This is a genomic window from Pseudarthrobacter sp. NPDC092439, assembly GCF_044754945.1.
Lineage (GTDB): Bacteria > Actinomycetota > Actinomycetes > Actinomycetales > Micrococcaceae > Arthrobacter.
The window spans coordinates 17136-35027 of the sequence record NZ_JBIVQB010000001.1 but is presented as its reverse complement, the minus strand read 5'-3'; the positions used below and the strand labels follow the sequence as shown (position 1 = coordinate 35027).

Below are 17892 nucleotides of genomic sequence, written 5' to 3'. Positions count from 1 at the left end.
CATTTTCACAGATCGGCCGGGGACTTGCTAACCGCTTCAGCCCAGCATGGCACGCCTGGCACTGTCCGTCCGCTGGGCGGCATTGCCGATCCGGACGTCTGCGGCCAGGATGGTGGCCCCCGAGGTGCCGCACAGTACCGGGTTGAATTCCACCAGGGCGATCTCCGGATGGTTGTCCTTGAGCCAGGCCAGCCGGCCTGCCAGGTCCTCCAGCGCCGCGATGTCCACCGCGGGCAGCCCCTGGTAACCAAAAAGCTTCCGGGCGGCCCGCGGTGCCCGGACAAAGTCGTGGACATCGGCCGCGGACAGCGGCGGCACCCGGTGCGCCCAGTCGTCCAGCAGGTTGACGGCGTCCCCGGCGAGCCCGAAGGAGATCACCGGCCCCAGCAGCGGGTCCTCGATGGCCCGGAAGGTGCAGGCCTGTCCCACCGGCGCCATGCTTTGGACTTCCAGCGCAGCCTCCCCGTAGGACGCCAGCGCGCGGCGCATCTGCACCACGTTCTGCCGCAACGAGCCGGCATCCTGGATGTCCAGGCGGACGCCACCCAGGTCCAGCCGGTGCCGCAGGGCCGGTTCCGTGGTCTTGAGCGCTACCGGCCAGCCGAGCGCGTTGGCGGCTTCCACCGCTTCATCCGGGGTGGTGAAGCCTTTGGAGGGCAGCACGGTGATGCCGTAGTGGCCAAGGAGGGAGGCCGCCGCCGCGGGGTCCAGCTGCTTGAGCTGCTCGCCCCTGACGTCCCGCAGCAGCACCTGCAGTTCGTCCCACGCGGCGGCGGGGTCGCAGCCGGCCGGTTCCACGAAGTGTCCGTGGTCCCGGGCGGACCACTCCGCGTACCGCACCACGGATGCCAGCGCGGCCACGGCCGCGCCGGGGTTGGAGAAGCACGGGATGGCGTTGCCCGCCGGACCCACCATGCCTTCCACGTATACGGACGGGTCAAGGATGCCGGTGAAGGCCGCCAGGACAGGCTTGCCGGCGGCCTTGGAACATTCGGCAAGGACCCCGGCAATGCTGTCCACGGTGAGGCCGCGGGCAGGCAGCAGCGCGGCCACTACCGCGTGCACGGCTGGATCCGCCAGGGCGCCGCTGAGCGCCGCGCGCAGCGCAGGCAGCGCCACTGACTGGCCGGCGTCGAGGTCGATGCCCGCGAGCAGCCGGGCCACGGTGAGCCCGTGCGCGGCCGCACTGTCCGCCACCACCTTGCCCAGAGCGTCCGAGTTGCTGAAGAGCGCCAGACCGGGGCCCGCCGGCAGCGGCTGCCCGGAGACCACCTGTGCAACGTCCACGAGCTGTTCAATGGTTTCCACCCGGATCACGCCGGACTGCCGGAGCATGGCGTCCAGGGCGCCGGCCGGTGCCTGCGTGGTGCGCACGGCATGTCCGGGCGGCAGACGCAGGCCCATGGCATCGGACTTGGCCACGATGACCGGCTTTGTGCGGGCCAGGCGGCGGGCCAGCCGGGAGAATTTACGCGGGTTCCCGATCGACTCCAGATAGAGCCCCACGGCGGTGGTATCGGCGTCGTCCTCCCAGTACTGCATCATGTCGTTGCCGGAGACGTCCGCCCGGTTACCCGCGGAGAGCAACGTGGACAGCCCCAGCTGCCGGCGGCTGGAGGCCGCGTACAGCGACACCCCGATGGCAGCGGACTGGCTGAACAGTCCCAGGCCGCCGCGGGCGGGCAGTGCCGGGGCCATGGACGCGTTCAGCGAGACGTCGGGATGGGTGTTGACGATGCCCAGCGACGCCGGACCGATCACCCGCATGCCGCTGGCCCGCGCCTGCCGTACCAGGTCCCGCTGCCGGGCGAGGCCCCGTTCGCCGTCCTCGGCAAAACCGGCGGAGGCGATGACCAGCCCCTTCACGCCGGCCGCCGCGCACTCGGCCACCACCTGGGCGACCTCTTCGTAGGGCACCGCAATCACGGCCAGCTGGACCGGTTCGGGAACCTCTGCCAGCTTGCCGAAGGAGAGCATGCCGGCCAGTTCCAGCGCTTCGGGATTGATGGCGTAGATCCGGCCGGGGAAGTGCCCTTCGATGATGTGCTCGAGCAGCTGGTACCCCACAGTGCCCCATTTGCGGCTGGCACCGATTACTGCGACGGACGACGGCGTCAGCAGGTCCCGTACGCTCCTGGCCTCGGCGCGGTGCTCGCGTGCCTCCATGACGGCCCGGGATTTCTCCGTGGGGTCGATGTTGAACTCCAGGCTGACGACGCCGTCGTCGAAATGGCGCTTGACGTCGTAGCCGGCATCGGCGAAGACCATCAGCATCTTGCGGTTTTCCGGCAGCACCTCCGCGCTGAACCTCCGGATCCCGTTCTCGTGCGCCGCCGCGGCCAGGTGTTCCAGCAGGATGGAGCCTATTCCGCGGCCCTGATGGGCGTCGGCGATGTTGAAGGCCACCTCCGCCTCGGTTGGATCGTCGAGGCGGTCGTAGCGGCCGATGCCGATGATGGCGCTGCCGATGGTGATGACGAACGCCACCCGGTCCCTGTAGTCCACTTCCGTGAAGCGTTTGAGCTCCTTGCTGGACAGCCGGGCCTTGAAGGCGAAGAACCGCATGTAGATTGAGTTCTGCGACTGCCCGGCGTGGAATGCCTGGACGGCGTCCGCGTCCGATGGATGGATGGGCCGCAAGTGGGCCGTGCCGCCGTCACGCAGGACGACATCGGCCTCCCAATGTTCCGGATATTCGCCGTCCCCGGGCCGATCCACCATAGGCTTAGCCTAGCCAAAAACTTCCGCAGCGCACCCGTGGCCTGCACAGCTCCCCCAAGAAGGATTTACCAGCCCCATGGCACGCCGCCAATCTTCAGCCCCTCCCGTGGACAGCACTCCCTACACGGAGAACATCGTGGACATCGATGTCACCTCCGAAATGGAAGGCTCCTTCCTGGAGTACGCCTACTCGGTGATCTACTCCCGGGCGCTGCCGGATGCCCGGGACGGCCTGAAGCCGGTGCAGCGGCGCATCCTCTACATGATGAGCGACATGGGGCTGCGGCCTGACCGCGGGCACGTCAAGAGCGCCCGCGTGGTGGGCGAGGTCATGGGCAAGCTGCACCCGCACGGCGACACCGCCATCTACGACGCCATGGTCCGGATGGCCCAGGACTTCTCCCTCCGCCTCCCGCTGATCGACGGGCACGGCAACTTCGGGTCGCTCGACGACGGCCCGGCGGCTCCCCGGTACACCGAGGCAAGGCTTGCGGCTGCCGCGCTGACGCTGACGGACCACCTCGACGAGGACGTGGTGGACTTTGTCCCCAACTACGACAACCAGCTGACCCAGCCGGATGTCCTCCCGGCGGCATTCCCCAACCTGCTGGTCAACGGGGCCACCGGCATTGCCGTTGGCATGGCCACCAACATGGCACCGCACAACCTCGTGGAAGTGATCAATGCCGCCCGGCACCTGATCGCCCACCCGGATGCCACGCTGGACGACATCATGCGCTTCGTGCCGGGGCCGGACCTGCCCAGCGGCGGCCGGATTGTCGGCCTCGACGGGATCCGCGACGCGTACGCAACCGGCCGGGGCTCGTTCAAGACCCGCGCCAAGGTGGAGATCGAGCAGCTCTCGGCCCGCCGCACCGGCCTGGTGGTCACCGAACTCCCCTACATGGTGGGTCCGGAGAAGGTGATCGAGAAGATCAAGGACGCCGTCAACGCCAAGAAACTGACCGGCATCAGCGACATCGTGGACCTGACCGACCGCAAGCACGGCCTGCGCCTGGTCATCGAGCTGAAGAACGGCTTCAACCCGAACGCGGTCCTGCAGCAGCTGTACCGGTACTCGCCGATGGAAGACTCGTTCGGCATCAACAACGTCACGCTGGTGGACGGGCAGCCGCAGACCCTGGGGCTGGTCCAGCTGCTCACCGTCTACGTCAACCACCGCCTTGACGTGGTCCGCCGCCGCACCGTGTTCCGGCTGGGGAAGAAGAAGGACCGCCTGCACCTGGTGGAGGGCCTCCTCATTGCCATCGTGGACATCGACGAGGTCATCCAGATCATCCGGTCCTCGGACGAGGCCGCCGCCGCCCGCGAGCGGCTGATGTCCATCTACGACCTGTCCGAGGTCCAGGCGAACTACATCCTGGAGCTGCGGCTCCGGCAGCTGACCAAATACTCCCGGATCGAGCTGGAGAAGGAACAGGACGAACTGCGGCGGGAAATCGCTGAACTTGAGGCGATCCTGGGCTCCGATGAACGGCTGCGGACCCTGGTGTCCGACGAGCTCGCCGCCATCGCCGAAGCCCACGGCAGCCCGCGGCGCACCGTGCTGCTGGAGTCCGAAGCTGTCTCCCCCACCGTCGCTGCCGAGGTTGCCGGTGCCAAGAAGGGCAAGGCCACGCCGCTGGCCCTGGAGATCGCCGACGATCCCTGCTGGGCAATCCTCACCGCTTCGGGCCAGGTGGCCCGCACCAGCAACCGGGAACCGCTGGCTGAGGCCGGCCCGCGCGGCAAGCATGACGTCTATGCCTCCGTGGTGAAGACTACGGCGCGCGGCGAAATCGCGGCCGTCACCTCCCTGGGCCGGATGCTGCGCCTGCAGGTCATGGACATGCCGGTCCTGCCGCCGGTGGCCGGGCTGCCCAACCTGGCCGGGGGCGTTCCGGCCAAGGAGTTCCTGACGCTGCTCAAGGGCGAGTCGCTGGTGGCGTTCGTTCCGCTGGATGAGGTGCTGGCCATCGGCACGGCCCAGGGCGTGGTGAAGCGCGTCCAGCCCGACTATCCGCTGAACCGCGAGGACTGGGAGATCATCTCCTTGAAGGACAAGGACTTCGTGGTGGGCGTGGCTCCGGCCGGGGCGGATGATGCGGAACTCGTGTTCGTCACCGCCCAGGCGCAGCTGCTGAAGTTCCCGGCCGCCGCCGTCCGTCCGCAGGGCCGCACCGCCGGGGGCATGGCCGGCATCAAGCTCGCCGCCGGTGACCGCGTCATCTCCTTCGGTGTGGTGGCGGCCAATGACGGGACCGCCGTCGTGGTCACCATCGCCGGCACCGTGGGCGCCCTGCCGGGTACCGCCCCGGGAACCGCCAAGGCGACCGCGTTCGCGGAGTATCCGGCCAAGGGCCGTGCCACGGCCGGGGTCCGCGCGCACCGGTTCCTAAAGGGCGAGGACACCCTCCTGCTGGCCTGGGCCGGACACGGTCCTGCCAAGGCGTCCTCGGCCGCCGGGGTGGCCCGCTCGCTGCCCCAGGAGCACGGCCGGCGGGACGGTTCGGGCGTACCGCTCTCGCAGGCGGTGGATGCGGTGGGGCCCGCCATGGCGTGGCCCGATCAGGCCTAGACTGCTGGCATGCCTATCGTTCCTGATGAGAAGGACTGGACCTGGGTCCTGACGCGGCCCTGCCCCGAATGCTCGTTTGATTCCGGCACGGCCACACCGTCCACCGTTCCCGGCACCATTGCGAACATGCTGCCGCGCTGGCGGGCGGTCCTGCGCCGCCCGGGGGCCACTGAACGCCCGGATGACCGTACCTGGTCGCCGCTGGAATACGCCTGCCATGTCCGGGATGTGTTCAGCCTTTTCGACCAGCGGCTGAACCTGATGCTGGAACAGGACGACGCACGGTTCGCTGACTGGGACCAGGACCGCACCGCGGTGGAGAAGGACTACGCCTCTGCCGATCCCGCTGTGGTCAGCGCCGAGCTCACCGCAGAAGGCCAGCAGGTGGCGGACTCCTTTGCCGCCGTGCGGGAGTCCGACTGGGGCCGCACCGGCCTGCGCAGCAACGGTTCAGAGTTCACGGTGCTCACCCTTGCCCGCTATTTCCTGCACGACGTGGTCCACCACCTGCACGACGTGGACGGCTGACTATCCCGCAGCGGCTCCCGCCCAGCCGCGGACGCCCGTGTTTTCTGCGGCCGTATCCTCAGCACCGGACTCAAGGGCCAGCCGGGCGTCCTCCGGCCTGATGTCCGCCGCGTGGTGGGTCACCAGGACCACGGTCCGGTCCCGGAGGCCCGCCCGCAGGTCCGCCATCATGGCCGCAGCGGATTCGTTGTCCAGGTGCGCGGTGGGCTCATCGAGCAGGATCACCTCAGCGCCCGTCATCAGGGTCCGGGCCACGGCCAGGCGCTGGCGTTCCCCGCCGCTGAGGAATGCCCCGCCGGGGCCGATACGCGTGTCCAGCCCGGCCGGCAGCCGGTCCACCAGCGGGGCGAGTCCGACGGCGGCGAGGGCCTGGCGCATGTCCATGTCCCCGGGCGCATTTCCGCCCTGCGCCTGTCCTGCCCGTGCCCTTCCATCCTGCGGCCTTCCCAAGAGCAGGTTTCCCCGGATGGTTGAATCGAACAGGTGCGCCTCCTGCGGGCACCACGCCACATTGCCGGTGGCCCGGACCTCGCCTCGGGCGGCGGGCAGGAAGCCCAGCAGGACGGACAGGAGCGTGGACTTTCCGGAGCCGGACGGCCCGGTCACGGCGAGCCAGCGTCCCGGCTCCCCAGCCGCATCCAGTGCGGAAAAGACTTCCGGTCCACCTGGCCACGCAGCGGCGAGGCCAACCAGTTCGACGCCGGCCCGGCCGCCCGCGCGCTCCGGCACGGGGAAGCGGCCGTCACAGGCCGATTCGGACCCGGCACTTTTCCGGCGCGCGGGCGGTTCTTCCGCGCCGCCGTCTTCGGTGCTGCCGAGCACTCCGGACTCCCCTATCCGCCCCATCACGGTGCGGAGCGCCGGGAACTGGCGCACCGCCGTCGTCATCGCTGCGTAAGGTTCCACCAGCGCCAGCAGGAAAAGGACGACGACGGCCGCCGTGGCGGGTGCCGTCGCTCCGGAGAGGATGCCGGGAGCCGCGAGGCAGGCAGCAGCGAGGGCCGCAGTGCCGCAGGCGGCCGTGGCTGCTGCATGGCCCAGCCCGTCCGCCCAGGCGGAGCGGCGGGACGCTGCGGTGGCCTGGCGGTCGCGCCGCCGAAGGCCGGCCAGCACCCGGGCCGCCACACCGTTGGCGTGGAGGTCCGCCCGGGATTCAAGTGCTGCCGCAGCGCGTCCCAGGACGTCCCGGCGCAGTGCCTGTTCGGCGGAAGCGGACGCACGGTCGGCCCACAGCGCCAGCAACGGGGCCAGCAACAGGCTGGCGGCTCCTGCGGCGACGACGGCCGGCAGTGCGGCCGGGACGAGGACTCCGGTGGCGCCCAGGGCCAGTGCGGTCACTGCAACAGCCGTAACCGGGGGCAGGAGCACCCGGGGCAGCAGGTCGCGCACGGTATCAACGTCGTCGATGACGGTTCCCAGGACGTTCCCGCCCTGCAGCAGGCGCCGCACGGCGAGGGCCCTGCGGCTCAGCGATTCCCAGAGGCGCCCGCGCAGCCGGGTCAGGGCGGCGAAGACGGCATCGTGGAGCAGGAGCCGTTCCCGGTAGCGCAGCACCGCACGGCCGATGCCGAAGAAGCGGACGCCAACGATCGCGGTCAGCAGGTACAGGATGGGCGGCTGTTCGCTGGCCCGGATGATGAGCCAGCCGGACAGTCCGGACAGTGCCACGGCGAACACCGCGGCCAGTGTCCCCGCCACCGCTGCGGCCAGGAACGTGCCCCGGACCGGGGACAGGATGCCTGCCAGCAGGCGGCCCGGTGCAGGCGGGACGGGCATGTCCTGTCCGCCGCTTGCGCCGGTCGTGGCCGGGGCCCCCGCAGTCCCGGGGGTTTCAGGGGCCACCGGCGTCGGCAGTCCCCCGGCCGTCCCGGACTTGCCTGCCGTGAGCGGGGCCGCGGCGGTCCCCGGCGCAGCCTGGGTCACCGTAACGATGTGGTCGGCGAGCGCGCGGGTGCAGTCCTCGTGGGCCACCAGGATCACGGTGACCCGGCCCCGCAGCCGCGCCACTGCCTCTTCGACGACGACGGCGGAGGCCTGGTCCAGGTGGGCTGTGGGTTCGTCGAGCAGCAGGACGGTGGCTCCGGCCGCCACCCGCGCGAGGCCCCGCGCCAGGGCAACCCGGCGCAGTTCTCCGGGGCTCAGTTCGGCGGGGCGCCTGCCTGCAAGGTGCCCTGCCGCCGCTTGTTCCAGGCATTCCCGTGCGACGTCGGCAGCCGGCCGCACCGCCGCATCCTGGTCCGGACCTTCAGGTGCCGCCGGGCAGTAGAGCTCAACCTCGCCGAGCACTGAGTCGGCCACCGTTGCCGGATGCTGCGGCACCCACGCCAGCGCGTTCCGGTCCAGGCCGGTGATGGCGCCGGTGACAGTGGCGCCTCCCCCGTCGCCCACGGTCCCGGCAAGGACACCCAGCACGGTGCTCTTGCCCGCTCCGCTGGGTCCGGCCAGGGCGGTGATCCTGCCGGCGGGCGCCACGAAGGAGAGCGGGCCGACGGCGGCCCTCCCTCCGTAGGTGACCGTAAGGCCGCTGACACGGACCGTCCCGGCCGGCGTGCCGCCGTCGCACGTTGCTGCGGTGGCCCTTGATACGGCCAGCGGAGCCGGCTCCGGGGCGTCCAGCACGGCGTTCGCTTCGGCGAGCGCCACCCGTCCGTCGTCGCTCGCGTGGTGGGCCGTGCCGAGCTCACGCAGCGGAAGGTAGCAGTCCGGCGCCAGGATCAGGGCCAGCAGTCCGGCTTCCAGCGGCATGTCGCCGTGCACCAGCCGGACGCCAATGAACACGGCCACGACGGCCACGGAGATGGTGGCGATGAGTTCCAGCGCCAGCGCGGACAGGAAGGCGGTCCGCAGTGTTCCCATGGTGCGCGAGCGGTATTCCCCGGAGATCTCCTCCAGGGCCTTCCGCTGGGCAACGGCACGGCCCAGCCCCACCAGGACCGGCAGGCCCCTGGCCAGCTCCAGCATGTGCGCGGACAGCCTTGCCAGCGCCCCCTGGGCCTCGCGGACGCGGTCCTCGGTGTACCGGCCGATGAGGACCATGAACAGCGGCACCAGCGGTACGGTGAGCACCACCACCAAGGCGCTTACCCAGTCCGCGAACAGGATCCTGGCGCCGAGCAGCAGCGGAACCACCGCGCAGTTCACCAAGGCCGGCAGGAACTGGGTGTAGTAGCTGTCCAGCGCGTCCAGTCCACGGGTGGCCAGTACGGCCAGCCCGCCGTCCGCCGGTCCCGCGCTGCGGACACCGTTGCGCAGCGCCCGCTCCAGCAGTTGGGAGCGCAGTTCCTCCTTGACCCCCAGCGCCGCACGCCGGGCGGCCACCGCCTGCCCCCACACCGTGAGGGAACGGAGGACGACGCCGGCAGCGCCTGCCGCAATGCCCTCGCCCCAGGCGGGGTCCCCGGCGGAGAGGCCGGCCAGCACGGATGCGAGCGCCCCTCCGATCAGTACCAGGGACAGGGCCTTAAGCGCGGCGAGGAGACCCAGCAGGTACAGGGCGGCGCGGGTCGACGGGCCGGAGGGGAACTCGGGGCGCATGTCAGCCCCTCGTGGTCAGGGCCCTGGCGGCCACCGCGGGCAGGAAGCTGTGCGCATCCGGAATGTGGGCTGCGCTGACCCTGCGCCGGAACACCCAGTACGTCCAGGCCTGGTAGGCGATGACCAACGGCAGTCCCATGGCGGCCACGACGCTCATGAGGCCCAGGGTGTAGTCCGAGGAGGAGGCGTTGGTGACCGTAAGGTTGAAGGCCGTGTCGATGGTGGAGGGCAGCACCACGGGAAACACGGCGCCGAAGATGGCAGTGGTCCCCAGTACCAGGAAGGTCCCCAGCGCCAGGAATGCCCGCCCTTCCGCACCGGCACGCGCCAGCAGCCAGGCAGCCGCGGCGGCAGCAACGGCCAGGATCACCGCTGCCCAGGTCCAGGTCTTGCCCGCCTGCCACTGGATGGCGAGCGCCCAGGCGGCGATCGGCAACAGCAACACCGGAAGCAGCTGCACGAACCAGCGCCGCGCCCGGTGGCGGATGCCGCCGTCGGTCTTCAGGGCGATGAAGGCGAGCGCGTGGAGCAGGGAGAAGCCCACCACTGCCAGCCCGCCCAGCACGGCATAGCCGCTGAACCAGGACATCGGCCCGCCCACGCGGTCGCCGTTGGCGTTCAGGGGCAGGCCCGTCGTGGTCAGCGCCAGCGCGGCGCCTACCCCGAAGGCTGCGAAGAAGGAGCCCAGGCCGATGGCCCAGTCCCAGGTGGAGCGCCACCTGTCCGTGTCCACCTTGCCGCGGTATTCGAAGGCCACGGCGCGGAAGATCAGCGCCACCAGGACCACCAGCAGCGGAAGGTAGAGGGCGGAGAAGAGGGAGGCGTACCACAGCGGAAAGGCCGCAAAGGTAGCGCCGCCGGCCGTCAGCAGCCACACTTCGTTGCCGTCCCACACCGGGCCGATGGTGTTCAGCAGGACGCGGCGTTCGGTGTTATTGCGGGCGAAGGCCTTCATGAGCATTCCCACGCCGAGGTCGAAACCCTCCAGGAAGAGGTACCCCGTCCACAGCACCGCGATGGCGACGAACCAGATGGTTGGCAGCAGTTCCATTTTTCGATTCCTCTGCTTTTTGTTCTGTGCGCCTAGTAGGCGAAGGCCAGGACGTCGTCGGCGTGCGTCGTGCCGCCTGGTCCGTCATCGCCGGGTGTCGCGTCTTCTTTCTCGTCCACGGGGGCGTGGGCAAGTTCAGGCATGGCCGAGGCAACTCCGCCGCGGATGTACTTCACCAGGAGCCTGACTTCCACCACCAGCAGGACAGCGTAGACGGCGGTCAGGGTGACCAGGGAACCCAGCAGCTCCCCTGCCGAGACCCCGGGGGATACTGCCGCGGCCGTGAACATGAAGACCTGGTCGATGCCGTTGGGGTCCGGGTTCGGGGCCACCACGAACGGCTGGCGGCCCATCTCCGTGAAGATCCAGCCTGCTGCATTGGCTCCGAAGGGTGCCAGGATCCCGAAGACGGCCAGGCGCATGAGCCAGCGGGACCGCGGCACGGTGCCCTTCCGCGTCAGCCACAGTGCCACCAGTGCGGCCAGGGCCGCGAGGGCTCCAAACCCGATCATCATCCGGAAGCCCCAGTACGTGACCTCCATGACCGGCAGGTATTCGATTTCCTGGCCGGCGCGATCGCCGTAGATGGGGTTGTCCGGCAGGTGCGTGCCGTACTTCTCCTGGTACTGCGGCAGGAGCGTGTTCACACCCGGGACTTCGGTGCTGAAGTCGCCCTTGGCGAGGAAGGAGAGGATGCCCGGCACTTCCACCACGGCAACGATGTCATCGCAGTCCTGCGAGCCCAGGTTGCCGATGCTCAGGACGGAGAACCCGGTGCCGTCGTGGCACGCTGCCTCCGCTGCCGCCATCTTCATGGGCTGCTGTTCGAACATCAGCTTGCCTTGGATGTCTCCGGTGACGGCGGTGCCGGCGAACGAGATCATCGCCACCGCGGCGCCGATGCGCAGGGAGCGGATCCACACGCGGTGGTCCGTGCGGTCGCGGCCAGGGATGTGTGGTGCGGCCCCGGGAACCACCATGCCGTCCGGATCCACGGTGTCGATGCCGTCGCGCCGCCTCCGCCACAGGTGGTACCAGGCGATGCCCAGGAGGAAGCCGCCGGCGACGGCCAGAGCGCCGAACAGGGTGTGCGGGACCGCCACCAGCGCGGTGTTGTTGGTGAACACGGCCCACGCATCGGTCATCACCGGGCGCCCGTCCACCATTTCCACGCCGACGGGGTGCTGCATCCAGCTGTTGGCCACGATGATGAAGTACGCGGAGAACATCGACCCCGCCACCGCCACCCACAGGCAGGCCAGGTGGATCTGCGGCTTGAGTTGCTTCCACCCGAAGATCCACAGCCCCAGGAACGTGGATTCAACGAAGAAGGCAAGGAGCGCCTCCAGCGCCAACGGGGCGCCGAACACGTCCCCCACAAACCGGCTGTACTCGCTCCAGGCCATGCCGAACTGGAACTCCTGGACGATGCCGGTGGCCACCCCCATGATGAAGTTGATCAGGAACAGCTTTCCCCAGAATTTGGTCATCCGGAGGTACTCCGGGTTACCGGTGCGGTGCCAGACGGTCTGCATGACGGCCACCACCAGACCCAGCCCGATGGTCAGCGGGACCATCATGAAGTGGTAGACGGTGGTGATGCCGAATTGCCAGCGTGCGATTTCCAAGGCGTCCAAGGCGGTCCCTACTGTTGGCCGAAGGGTTTTTCTACGTGCGGTAGAACAGTAACTTCTACCGAGTGTAGAACACGACGCGCCACGTGTTCTACCTGACGTAGAAACTCGCGCGTTTTCGGGGTAAATTGGTAGGCGTAGTTGAAGCAGCACCGCACGTAAACCGGCTCTATGGCGGGTAACGCGGGAAAACGACAAAGGAAAAGTGCAATGGCGAGTCTTGGTGAACTGGAACGGGCAGTGATGGACCTGCTCTGGGCGGGCCAGGAAGCAGCCACGGCCAACACCCTTCGGGACCAGTTGGCCCGGACCTCGGGCGCACAGGACGGCGCCGGGCACGAGGGCAAGGAGCTGGCGGTCACCACGGTGCTGACCGTCCTGTCCCGGCTGGAAAAGAAGGGGCTCGTGGAGCGCGAACGCGGCACACGCCCGCACCGCTATCAGGCCGTCTCCAGCCGCGAAGAGCACACTGCTGAACTGATGCACGAGGTCCTGGGGTCAGCCCCGGACCGCGAGGCCGTGCTGGCCCGCTTCATCGGTTCCGTCTCCGAGGGTGAAGCAGCGACGCTGCGCAAGCTGCTGGGCCACTCCTAGCAGCCCATGTTCTGGGCCTCGTACCTCCTGGCGCTCCTGGCGATCATCCTGGCGTGGCCGGTGCCGGTCCTGCTGTCGCGGGCCCGGTGGCCGGCCCGCTCCCCCTTCACTGCCATGGTCCTGTGGCAGGCCATCGCGCTCGCGGGCGGGCTCTCCATGATCGGGGCCATGCTGGTGTACGGACTGGAGCCCATAGGCGAGAACCTCATAGCCGGCCTTCGGGCCCTGACCGGCATGGTCCTTTTCAACGCGCCCACCACCGCCCTGGGCTTCTGGCACATCTTCGCGCTGTCCACTGCCGCATTGCTCACCGCGCACCTGGTGTTCACGCTGCTGCTGACCTACTACCGGATTGAGCGCCAGCGCCGGCGGCACCGTGAGCTCCTGGCGCTCCTGGCCTCCCCGTCAGGGCAGAATGCCGGAACCCTGGTGATCAACCACGATTCCCCGGTGGCCTACTGCCTTCCCGGCGGCGCCCGCTCGGTCACGGTGCTTTCGGACGGACTGATGGCCGCCCTGGAACCCGCCGAGCTCCGGGCCGTCGTGATCCACGAGAACGCACACCTCAGCCAGCGGCACCATCTGCTGCTGTGGGCGTTTGCCGCGTGGCGCCAAGCCCTCCCGTGGCTCCCCACCACCCGGCTGGCCCAGGAATCGGTGAGCTCGCTGATCGAGATGCTCGCGGACGACGCCGCCTTGAAGACCGAGGGAAAAGCAACGCTGATCAAGGCAATCGCCATCGTGGCCAGCGGCTCCCGGCCCGGCCCAAAGGACCAGGGGTTCCAGGAGGCAGCTGCCGGGCCCGATGCGCTGTCCGGCACCTCCGGGGCGGACTCCGCCCGCACTACCGCGTCCCGGGTCAGCCGGCTGCTCTCCTCGGAACCGGAACTTCCGGCGCCGGTCCGCGGACTCGTCCTGTCCGGTTCGCTGCTGCTCCTGGCGCTTCCCACCGCACTGCTGGTGGTGCCGGGACTTTTGTCCTGAGCCCGGCCGTCAGGCGTCGATCCGTTCCCGGTCCAGGCTGGAGGCTCCGGCGATGATGAAGTCCTTGCGCGGGGCCACGTCGGACCCCATCAGGAGGTCGAAAATCTCCTCCGCCTGTTTGGCGTTGTCGATTCCCACCTTGCGCAGGGTACGGTGCCGCGGATCCATGGTGGTCTCCGCGAGCTGCTCCGCATCCATCTCCCCCAGGCCCTTGTAGCGCTGGATCGGCTCTTTGTAGCGCTTGCCCTCCTTCACCAGGCGCGCCAGCAGCGTATGCAGCTCCGCCTCGGAGTACGTGTAAATCATCTCGTTGGCCTTCTGGCCAGGGTTGATGACTTCCACGCGGTGCAGCGGAGGAACCGCGGCGAAGACCCGGCCCTCGTCGATCATGGGACGCATGTAGCGGAAAAACAGCGTCAGCAGCAGGGTGCGGATATGGGCGCCGTCGACGTCGGCGTCGGTCATCAGGATCACCTTGCCGTACCGGGCGGCCGAAATGTCAAAACTGCGGCCGGAGCCTGCGCCCACCACCTGGATCAGGGCGGCACACTCCGCGTTGGAGAGCATGTCCCCCACGGATGCCTTCTGCACGTTGAGGATCTTGCCGCGGATGGGCAGCAGCGCCTGGAAGTCCGAGGACCGGGCCAGCTTGGCCGTCCCCAGCGCTGAGTCGCCTTCCACGATGAACAGCTCAGAACGTTCGACGTCGTCCGTCCGGCAGTCGGCCAGCTTGGTGGGCATGGACGAGGTTTCCAGCGCATTCTTGCGCCGCTGGGTCTCCTTGTGGACCCTGGCAGAGATGCGGGACTTCATCTCGCTGACGATTTTTTCCAGCAGCAGGGCGGACTGGGCTTTGTCATTCCGGTTGGACGAGGTCAGCTTGGCCGAGATCTCCCGTTCCACCACCTTGGCGACGATGGCACGCACGGCAGAGGTGCCCAGGATCTCCTTGGTCTGGCCCTCGAACTGCGGCTCGGCCAGCCGCACGGTCAGCACGGCGGTGAGGCCGGCGAAGATATCGTCCTTTTCGATCTTGTCGTTGCCGGCCTTGAGCTTGCGCGCATTGGTTTCCACGGCTTTGCGGAAGGTCTTCACCAGCGCCTGCTCGAAGCCGGACTGGTGGGTGCCGCCCTTGGGCGTGGAGATGATGTTGACGAAGCTGCGGACGGCGCTGTCGTAGCCGATCCCCCAGCGGAGTGCCACGTCCACCTCGCAGTCGCGCTCCACCTCGGCGAGCTGGCTGTGTCCGCGCTCGTCCAGGACGGGGACTGTCTCCTTGAACTTTCCGGAGCCGTGCAGCCGCCACACATCGGTGACGGCGGGATCCGCGGCGAGGAATTCAACGAACTCGGAGATGCCTCCGTCGTGGTGGAAGACTTCCTCGTGGGGACCGGCCTCGCCGGGTGTCCCCGGCAGCTTGCGCTCGTCCCGGACCGTGAGCTTCAGCCCGGGCACCAGGAAAGACGTCTGGCGGGCACGGGCGGCGAGCTCTTCGTAGGAAAACCTGGCGTCCGGGGTGAATATCTGCCGGTCAGACCAGTAACGGATCCGGGTGCCGGTGACGCCGCGCTTGGCCTTGCCCACAACGTCCAGCACGGAATCGTCCACAAACGGCGTGAAGGGCGCGGCGGGGTCGGGCCGAGAACCGGTGTCCTTGAATCGGCCGGGCTCCCCTCGCCGGAAAGACATCCGGTAGGTCTTGCCGCCTCGGTCAACCTCCACATCAAGGCGGGCGGACAGGGCGTTCACCACGGAGGCACCCACGCCGTGCAGGCCGCCGGAAGCGGTATAGGACCCGCCGCCGAACTTTCCACCGGCGTGAAGCTTGGTAAACACCACCTCGACGCCGGTGAGTCCCGTCTTTGGTTCCTTGTCGATGGGGATGCCGCGGCCGTCGTCATGTATCTCCACGGAGTTGTCTGCGTGGAGGATGATCTTGATGTCATGCCCGAAGCCGGCCAGTGCCTCGTCCACGGAGTTGTCGATGATTTCCCACAGGCAGTGCATGAGGCCGCGGGAGTCGGTGGAACCGATGTACATGCCCGGGCGCTTGCGGACTGCTTCGAGTCCCTCCAGAACGGACAGGTGCCGGGCAGTGTACTCAGAGCTGGGTGCCACCGGTAATGAACTCCTTCAGGGGACGGAACTGCGGGCGCCGGGAGCGCCTTCTCTAGGATAGTCGGCCCGCAGGGTGCGCCGAACTTGAGCAAACTTTGCAGATACGCGCACAGCGAACTTGCCCCATCCTTGCGATGGATCTGTTACGAATACTGGTTATATAGACGTACAGATCTACTAAGGAGGCCGACATGACTACAGCAGTGGCAGACCGCACACTTGATGCACTCGACCGGTGCGACCGTTGCGGGGCCCAGGCATATGTCCGGGTAGTACTCGAGTCCTCCGGGGGTGAGCTGCTCTTCTGCGGCCACCACGCGCGTGCCGTGGAGCCCACGCTCAAGCCGCTGAGCTCCGACTGGCACGACGAGACGGGCCGGCTGCATGAGAAAGCCACCGTCGAGATCGACTAGCTTATCCAGGAAAAGGGACCCTGCCGGAAACGGCGGGGTCCCTTTCTCTCTGTGCCGGGTGCCTGTCCTGCTTCAGGTCCCGGCTCTCCCTTTAAAACCGAACACGGGGCCACCTCCGGCCCTCCCCGAAGGGTTTTCCGGGCAGGAACTGACCCCGCATTGCGGTACGTCCGGCTTAGTCCAGGTAGTCGCGCAGCACCTGTGAACGCGACGGGTGGCGCAGCTTGGACATGGTCTTCGATTCGATCTGGCGGATCCGCTCGCGGGTGACGCCATAGACCTTTCCGATTTCGTCTAAAGTCTTCGGCTGTCCGTCGGTGAGGCCAAAACGCATGGCCACCACGCCGGCTTCGCGCTCGGACAGGGTGTCCAGAACGGAGTGCAGCTGCTCCTGCAGCAGCGTGAAGCTTACGGCGTCAGCGGGAACCACGGCCTCGGAGTCCTCGATCAGGTCACCGAACTCGGAGTCGCCGTCCTCGCCAAGCGGCGTGTGCAGCGAGATGGGCTCGCGGCCGTACTTCTGGACCTCAACCACCTTTTCGGGGGTCATGTCCAGTTCGAGAGCCAGTTCTTCCGGCGTGGGTTCGCGGCCCAGGTCCTGCAGCATCTGGCGCTGCACGCGGGCCAGCTTGTTGATGACCTCCACCATGTGCACCGGGATGCGGATGGTGCGGGCCTGATCGGCCATGGCGCGGGTGATCGCCTGGCGGATCCACCAGGTGGCGTACGTGGAGAACTTGAAGCCCTTGGTGTAGTCGAACTTCTCCACTGCACGGATCAGGCCGAGGTTGCCTTCCTGGATCAGGTCCAGGAACAGCATTCCGCGTCCGGTGTAACGCTTGGCCAGCGACACCACCAGGCGGAGGTTGGCCTCGAGCAGGTGGTTCTTGGCCCGCTTGCCGTCGTGGATGATGAATTCCAGCTCGCGCTTGTACTTCGGATCCATGGATCCGTCGTCAGCGTTGATCTTCTCTTCGGCGAACAGCCCGGCCTCGATGCGCAGCGCCAGGTCCACTTCCTGCTCGGCGTTGAGCAGGGCCACCTTGCCGATCTGCTTCAGGTAGTCCTTGACCGGGTCCGCGGTGGCGCCTGCGGACATGACCTGCTGGACCGGGGCGTCGTCGTCGTCGGCGTCGGAGTAGACAAAGCCCTTGCCGCTGCCGACTGCGCCCTTGACGGCCTCGGCTTCGGTGTCGTCGGCCGCGTCGGGGCCGTCTACGGGCATGTCGTCGAGGTCCGCCTCAACGTCCTCGACCTCATCCGGTTCGGTTTCCCCGGCGGCGGCCTTTGCGGCGGCAGCCTTGGCTCCGGGCTTGGGCCCGCGCTTCTTCGGTTCGCGCTTGCCCTCGTCCGCTCCCTGTCCGGCGGAAGCCTTATTGGCTGCACGCGTGGCTGCACGCTTTGCGTTGGCAGCAGCCTGCTTCTCCTCAGCGGACAGTTCGTCCTTTGCGGCGGGGTCCTTCTTCGTGGAAGACGGGGTCACAGAAAACCTTTCTAGCGGCGGTCTGTGGAATCACCATACGGGCAACACCACTATGACCCTGTCAAGTCCGTGGTGGAAACCAAGCGCCACCACGGCCCGGCAGAGTCACTCGAGACAACTGACGGAGCGGCGATAATGTTCCCATTGCGGAACACCACCAGGCACTCAATACACGGACCCAACCGGGTCTCGGCATCCATTGTCTCATGATTTCGCCGCTTGGGGCCTCCCCCGCCGCTAAGAAGTCTGCCGCA

At 68.2% G+C, this 17892-nt stretch carries 11 protein-coding genes; 5 read left to right on the top strand and 6 right to left on the bottom strand.

Translation table 11 applies throughout. The annotated features are described in order from the left end of the window. Positions 1-36: 36 nt before the first annotated feature. On the bottom strand, positions 37-2721 hold the full coding sequence (locus ACIQCM_RS00115) for a GNAT family N-acetyltransferase (RefSeq protein WP_400604189.1): 2685 nt from the start codon (positions 2719-2721) through the stop codon (positions 37-39). 76 nt (positions 2722-2797) lie between these two features. On the opposite strand from ACIQCM_RS00115, the gene ACIQCM_RS00110 reads away from it, so the two are divergent. Further along, a complete protein-coding gene (locus ACIQCM_RS00110) occupies positions 2798-5299 on the top strand; it encodes a DNA topoisomerase (ATP-hydrolyzing) subunit A (protein ID WP_400604191.1) in 2502 nt (833 codons plus the stop codon). A gap of 9 nt (positions 5300-5308) precedes the next feature. Beyond that, a complete protein-coding gene (locus ACIQCM_RS00105) occupies positions 5309-5827 on the top strand; it encodes a DinB family protein (protein WP_400604193.1) in 519 nt (172 codons plus the stop codon). Here ACIQCM_RS00105 and cydD read toward each other — a convergent pair whose 3' ends face one another. The 3 genes from cydD to ACIQCM_RS00090 are packed head-to-tail and all read right to left on the bottom strand — an operon-like array spanning position 5828 to position 12049. After that, positions 5828-9361 (bottom strand): thiol reductant ABC exporter subunit CydD, encoded by a 3534-nt coding sequence (cydD, locus tag ACIQCM_RS00100; protein ID WP_400604195.1) that lies wholly within the window; start codon positions 9359-9361, stop codon positions 5828-5830. A gap of 1 nt (position 9362) precedes the next feature. Beyond that, complete coding sequence (gene cydB, locus ACIQCM_RS00095; protein ID WP_400604197.1) at positions 9363-10412, bottom strand: cytochrome d ubiquinol oxidase subunit II; 1050 nt, start codon at positions 10410-10412, stop codon at positions 9363-9365. 32 nt (positions 10413-10444) lie between these two features. Then, positions 10445-12049 carry a cytochrome ubiquinol oxidase subunit I gene (locus ACIQCM_RS00090; protein ID WP_400604198.1) on the bottom strand — a complete coding sequence of 535 codons (1605 nt, stop codon included), beginning with the start codon at positions 12047-12049 and terminating at the stop codon, positions 10445-10447. A 207-nt stretch (positions 12050-12256) separates the two neighbouring features. Between ACIQCM_RS00090 and ACIQCM_RS00085 the strand changes: the two genes are divergently transcribed. Together ACIQCM_RS00085 and ACIQCM_RS00080 are read left to right on the top strand one after the other, a co-directional pair. Then, a complete protein-coding gene (locus ACIQCM_RS00085; RefSeq protein WP_400604200.1) occupies positions 12257-12640 on the top strand; it encodes a BlaI/MecI/CopY family transcriptional regulator in 384 nt (127 codons plus the stop codon). Positions 12641-12646: 6 nt separating this feature from the next. Next, on the top strand, positions 12647-13624 hold the full coding sequence (locus tag ACIQCM_RS00080) for a M56 family metallopeptidase (RefSeq protein WP_400604202.1): 978 nt from the start codon (positions 12647-12649) through the stop codon (positions 13622-13624). 9 nt (positions 13625-13633) lie between these two features. Here the strand turns inward: ACIQCM_RS00080 and ACIQCM_RS00075 are convergent, their stop codons facing one another. Next, positions 13634-15742 carry a type IIA DNA topoisomerase subunit B gene (locus tag ACIQCM_RS00075; RefSeq protein ID WP_400604204.1) on the bottom strand — a complete coding sequence of 703 codons (2109 nt, stop codon included), beginning with the start codon at positions 15740-15742 and terminating at the stop codon, positions 13634-13636. Between the two features lie 191 nt (positions 15743-15933). Here ACIQCM_RS00075 and ACIQCM_RS00070 point away from each other — a divergent pair, with 191 nt between their 5' ends. Continuing rightward, positions 15934-16155, top strand: a complete 222-nt coding sequence (locus ACIQCM_RS00070; protein WP_377215535.1) for a hypothetical protein — start codon at positions 15934-15936, stop codon at positions 16153-16155. A 175-nt stretch (positions 16156-16330) separates the two neighbouring features. Here ACIQCM_RS00070 and ACIQCM_RS00065 read toward each other — a convergent pair whose 3' ends face one another. Beyond that, positions 16331-17638 (bottom strand): RNA polymerase sigma factor, encoded by a 1308-nt coding sequence (locus tag ACIQCM_RS00065; protein WP_400604206.1) that lies wholly within the window; start codon positions 17636-17638, stop codon positions 16331-16333. Positions 17639-17892: the final 254 nt, after the last annotated feature.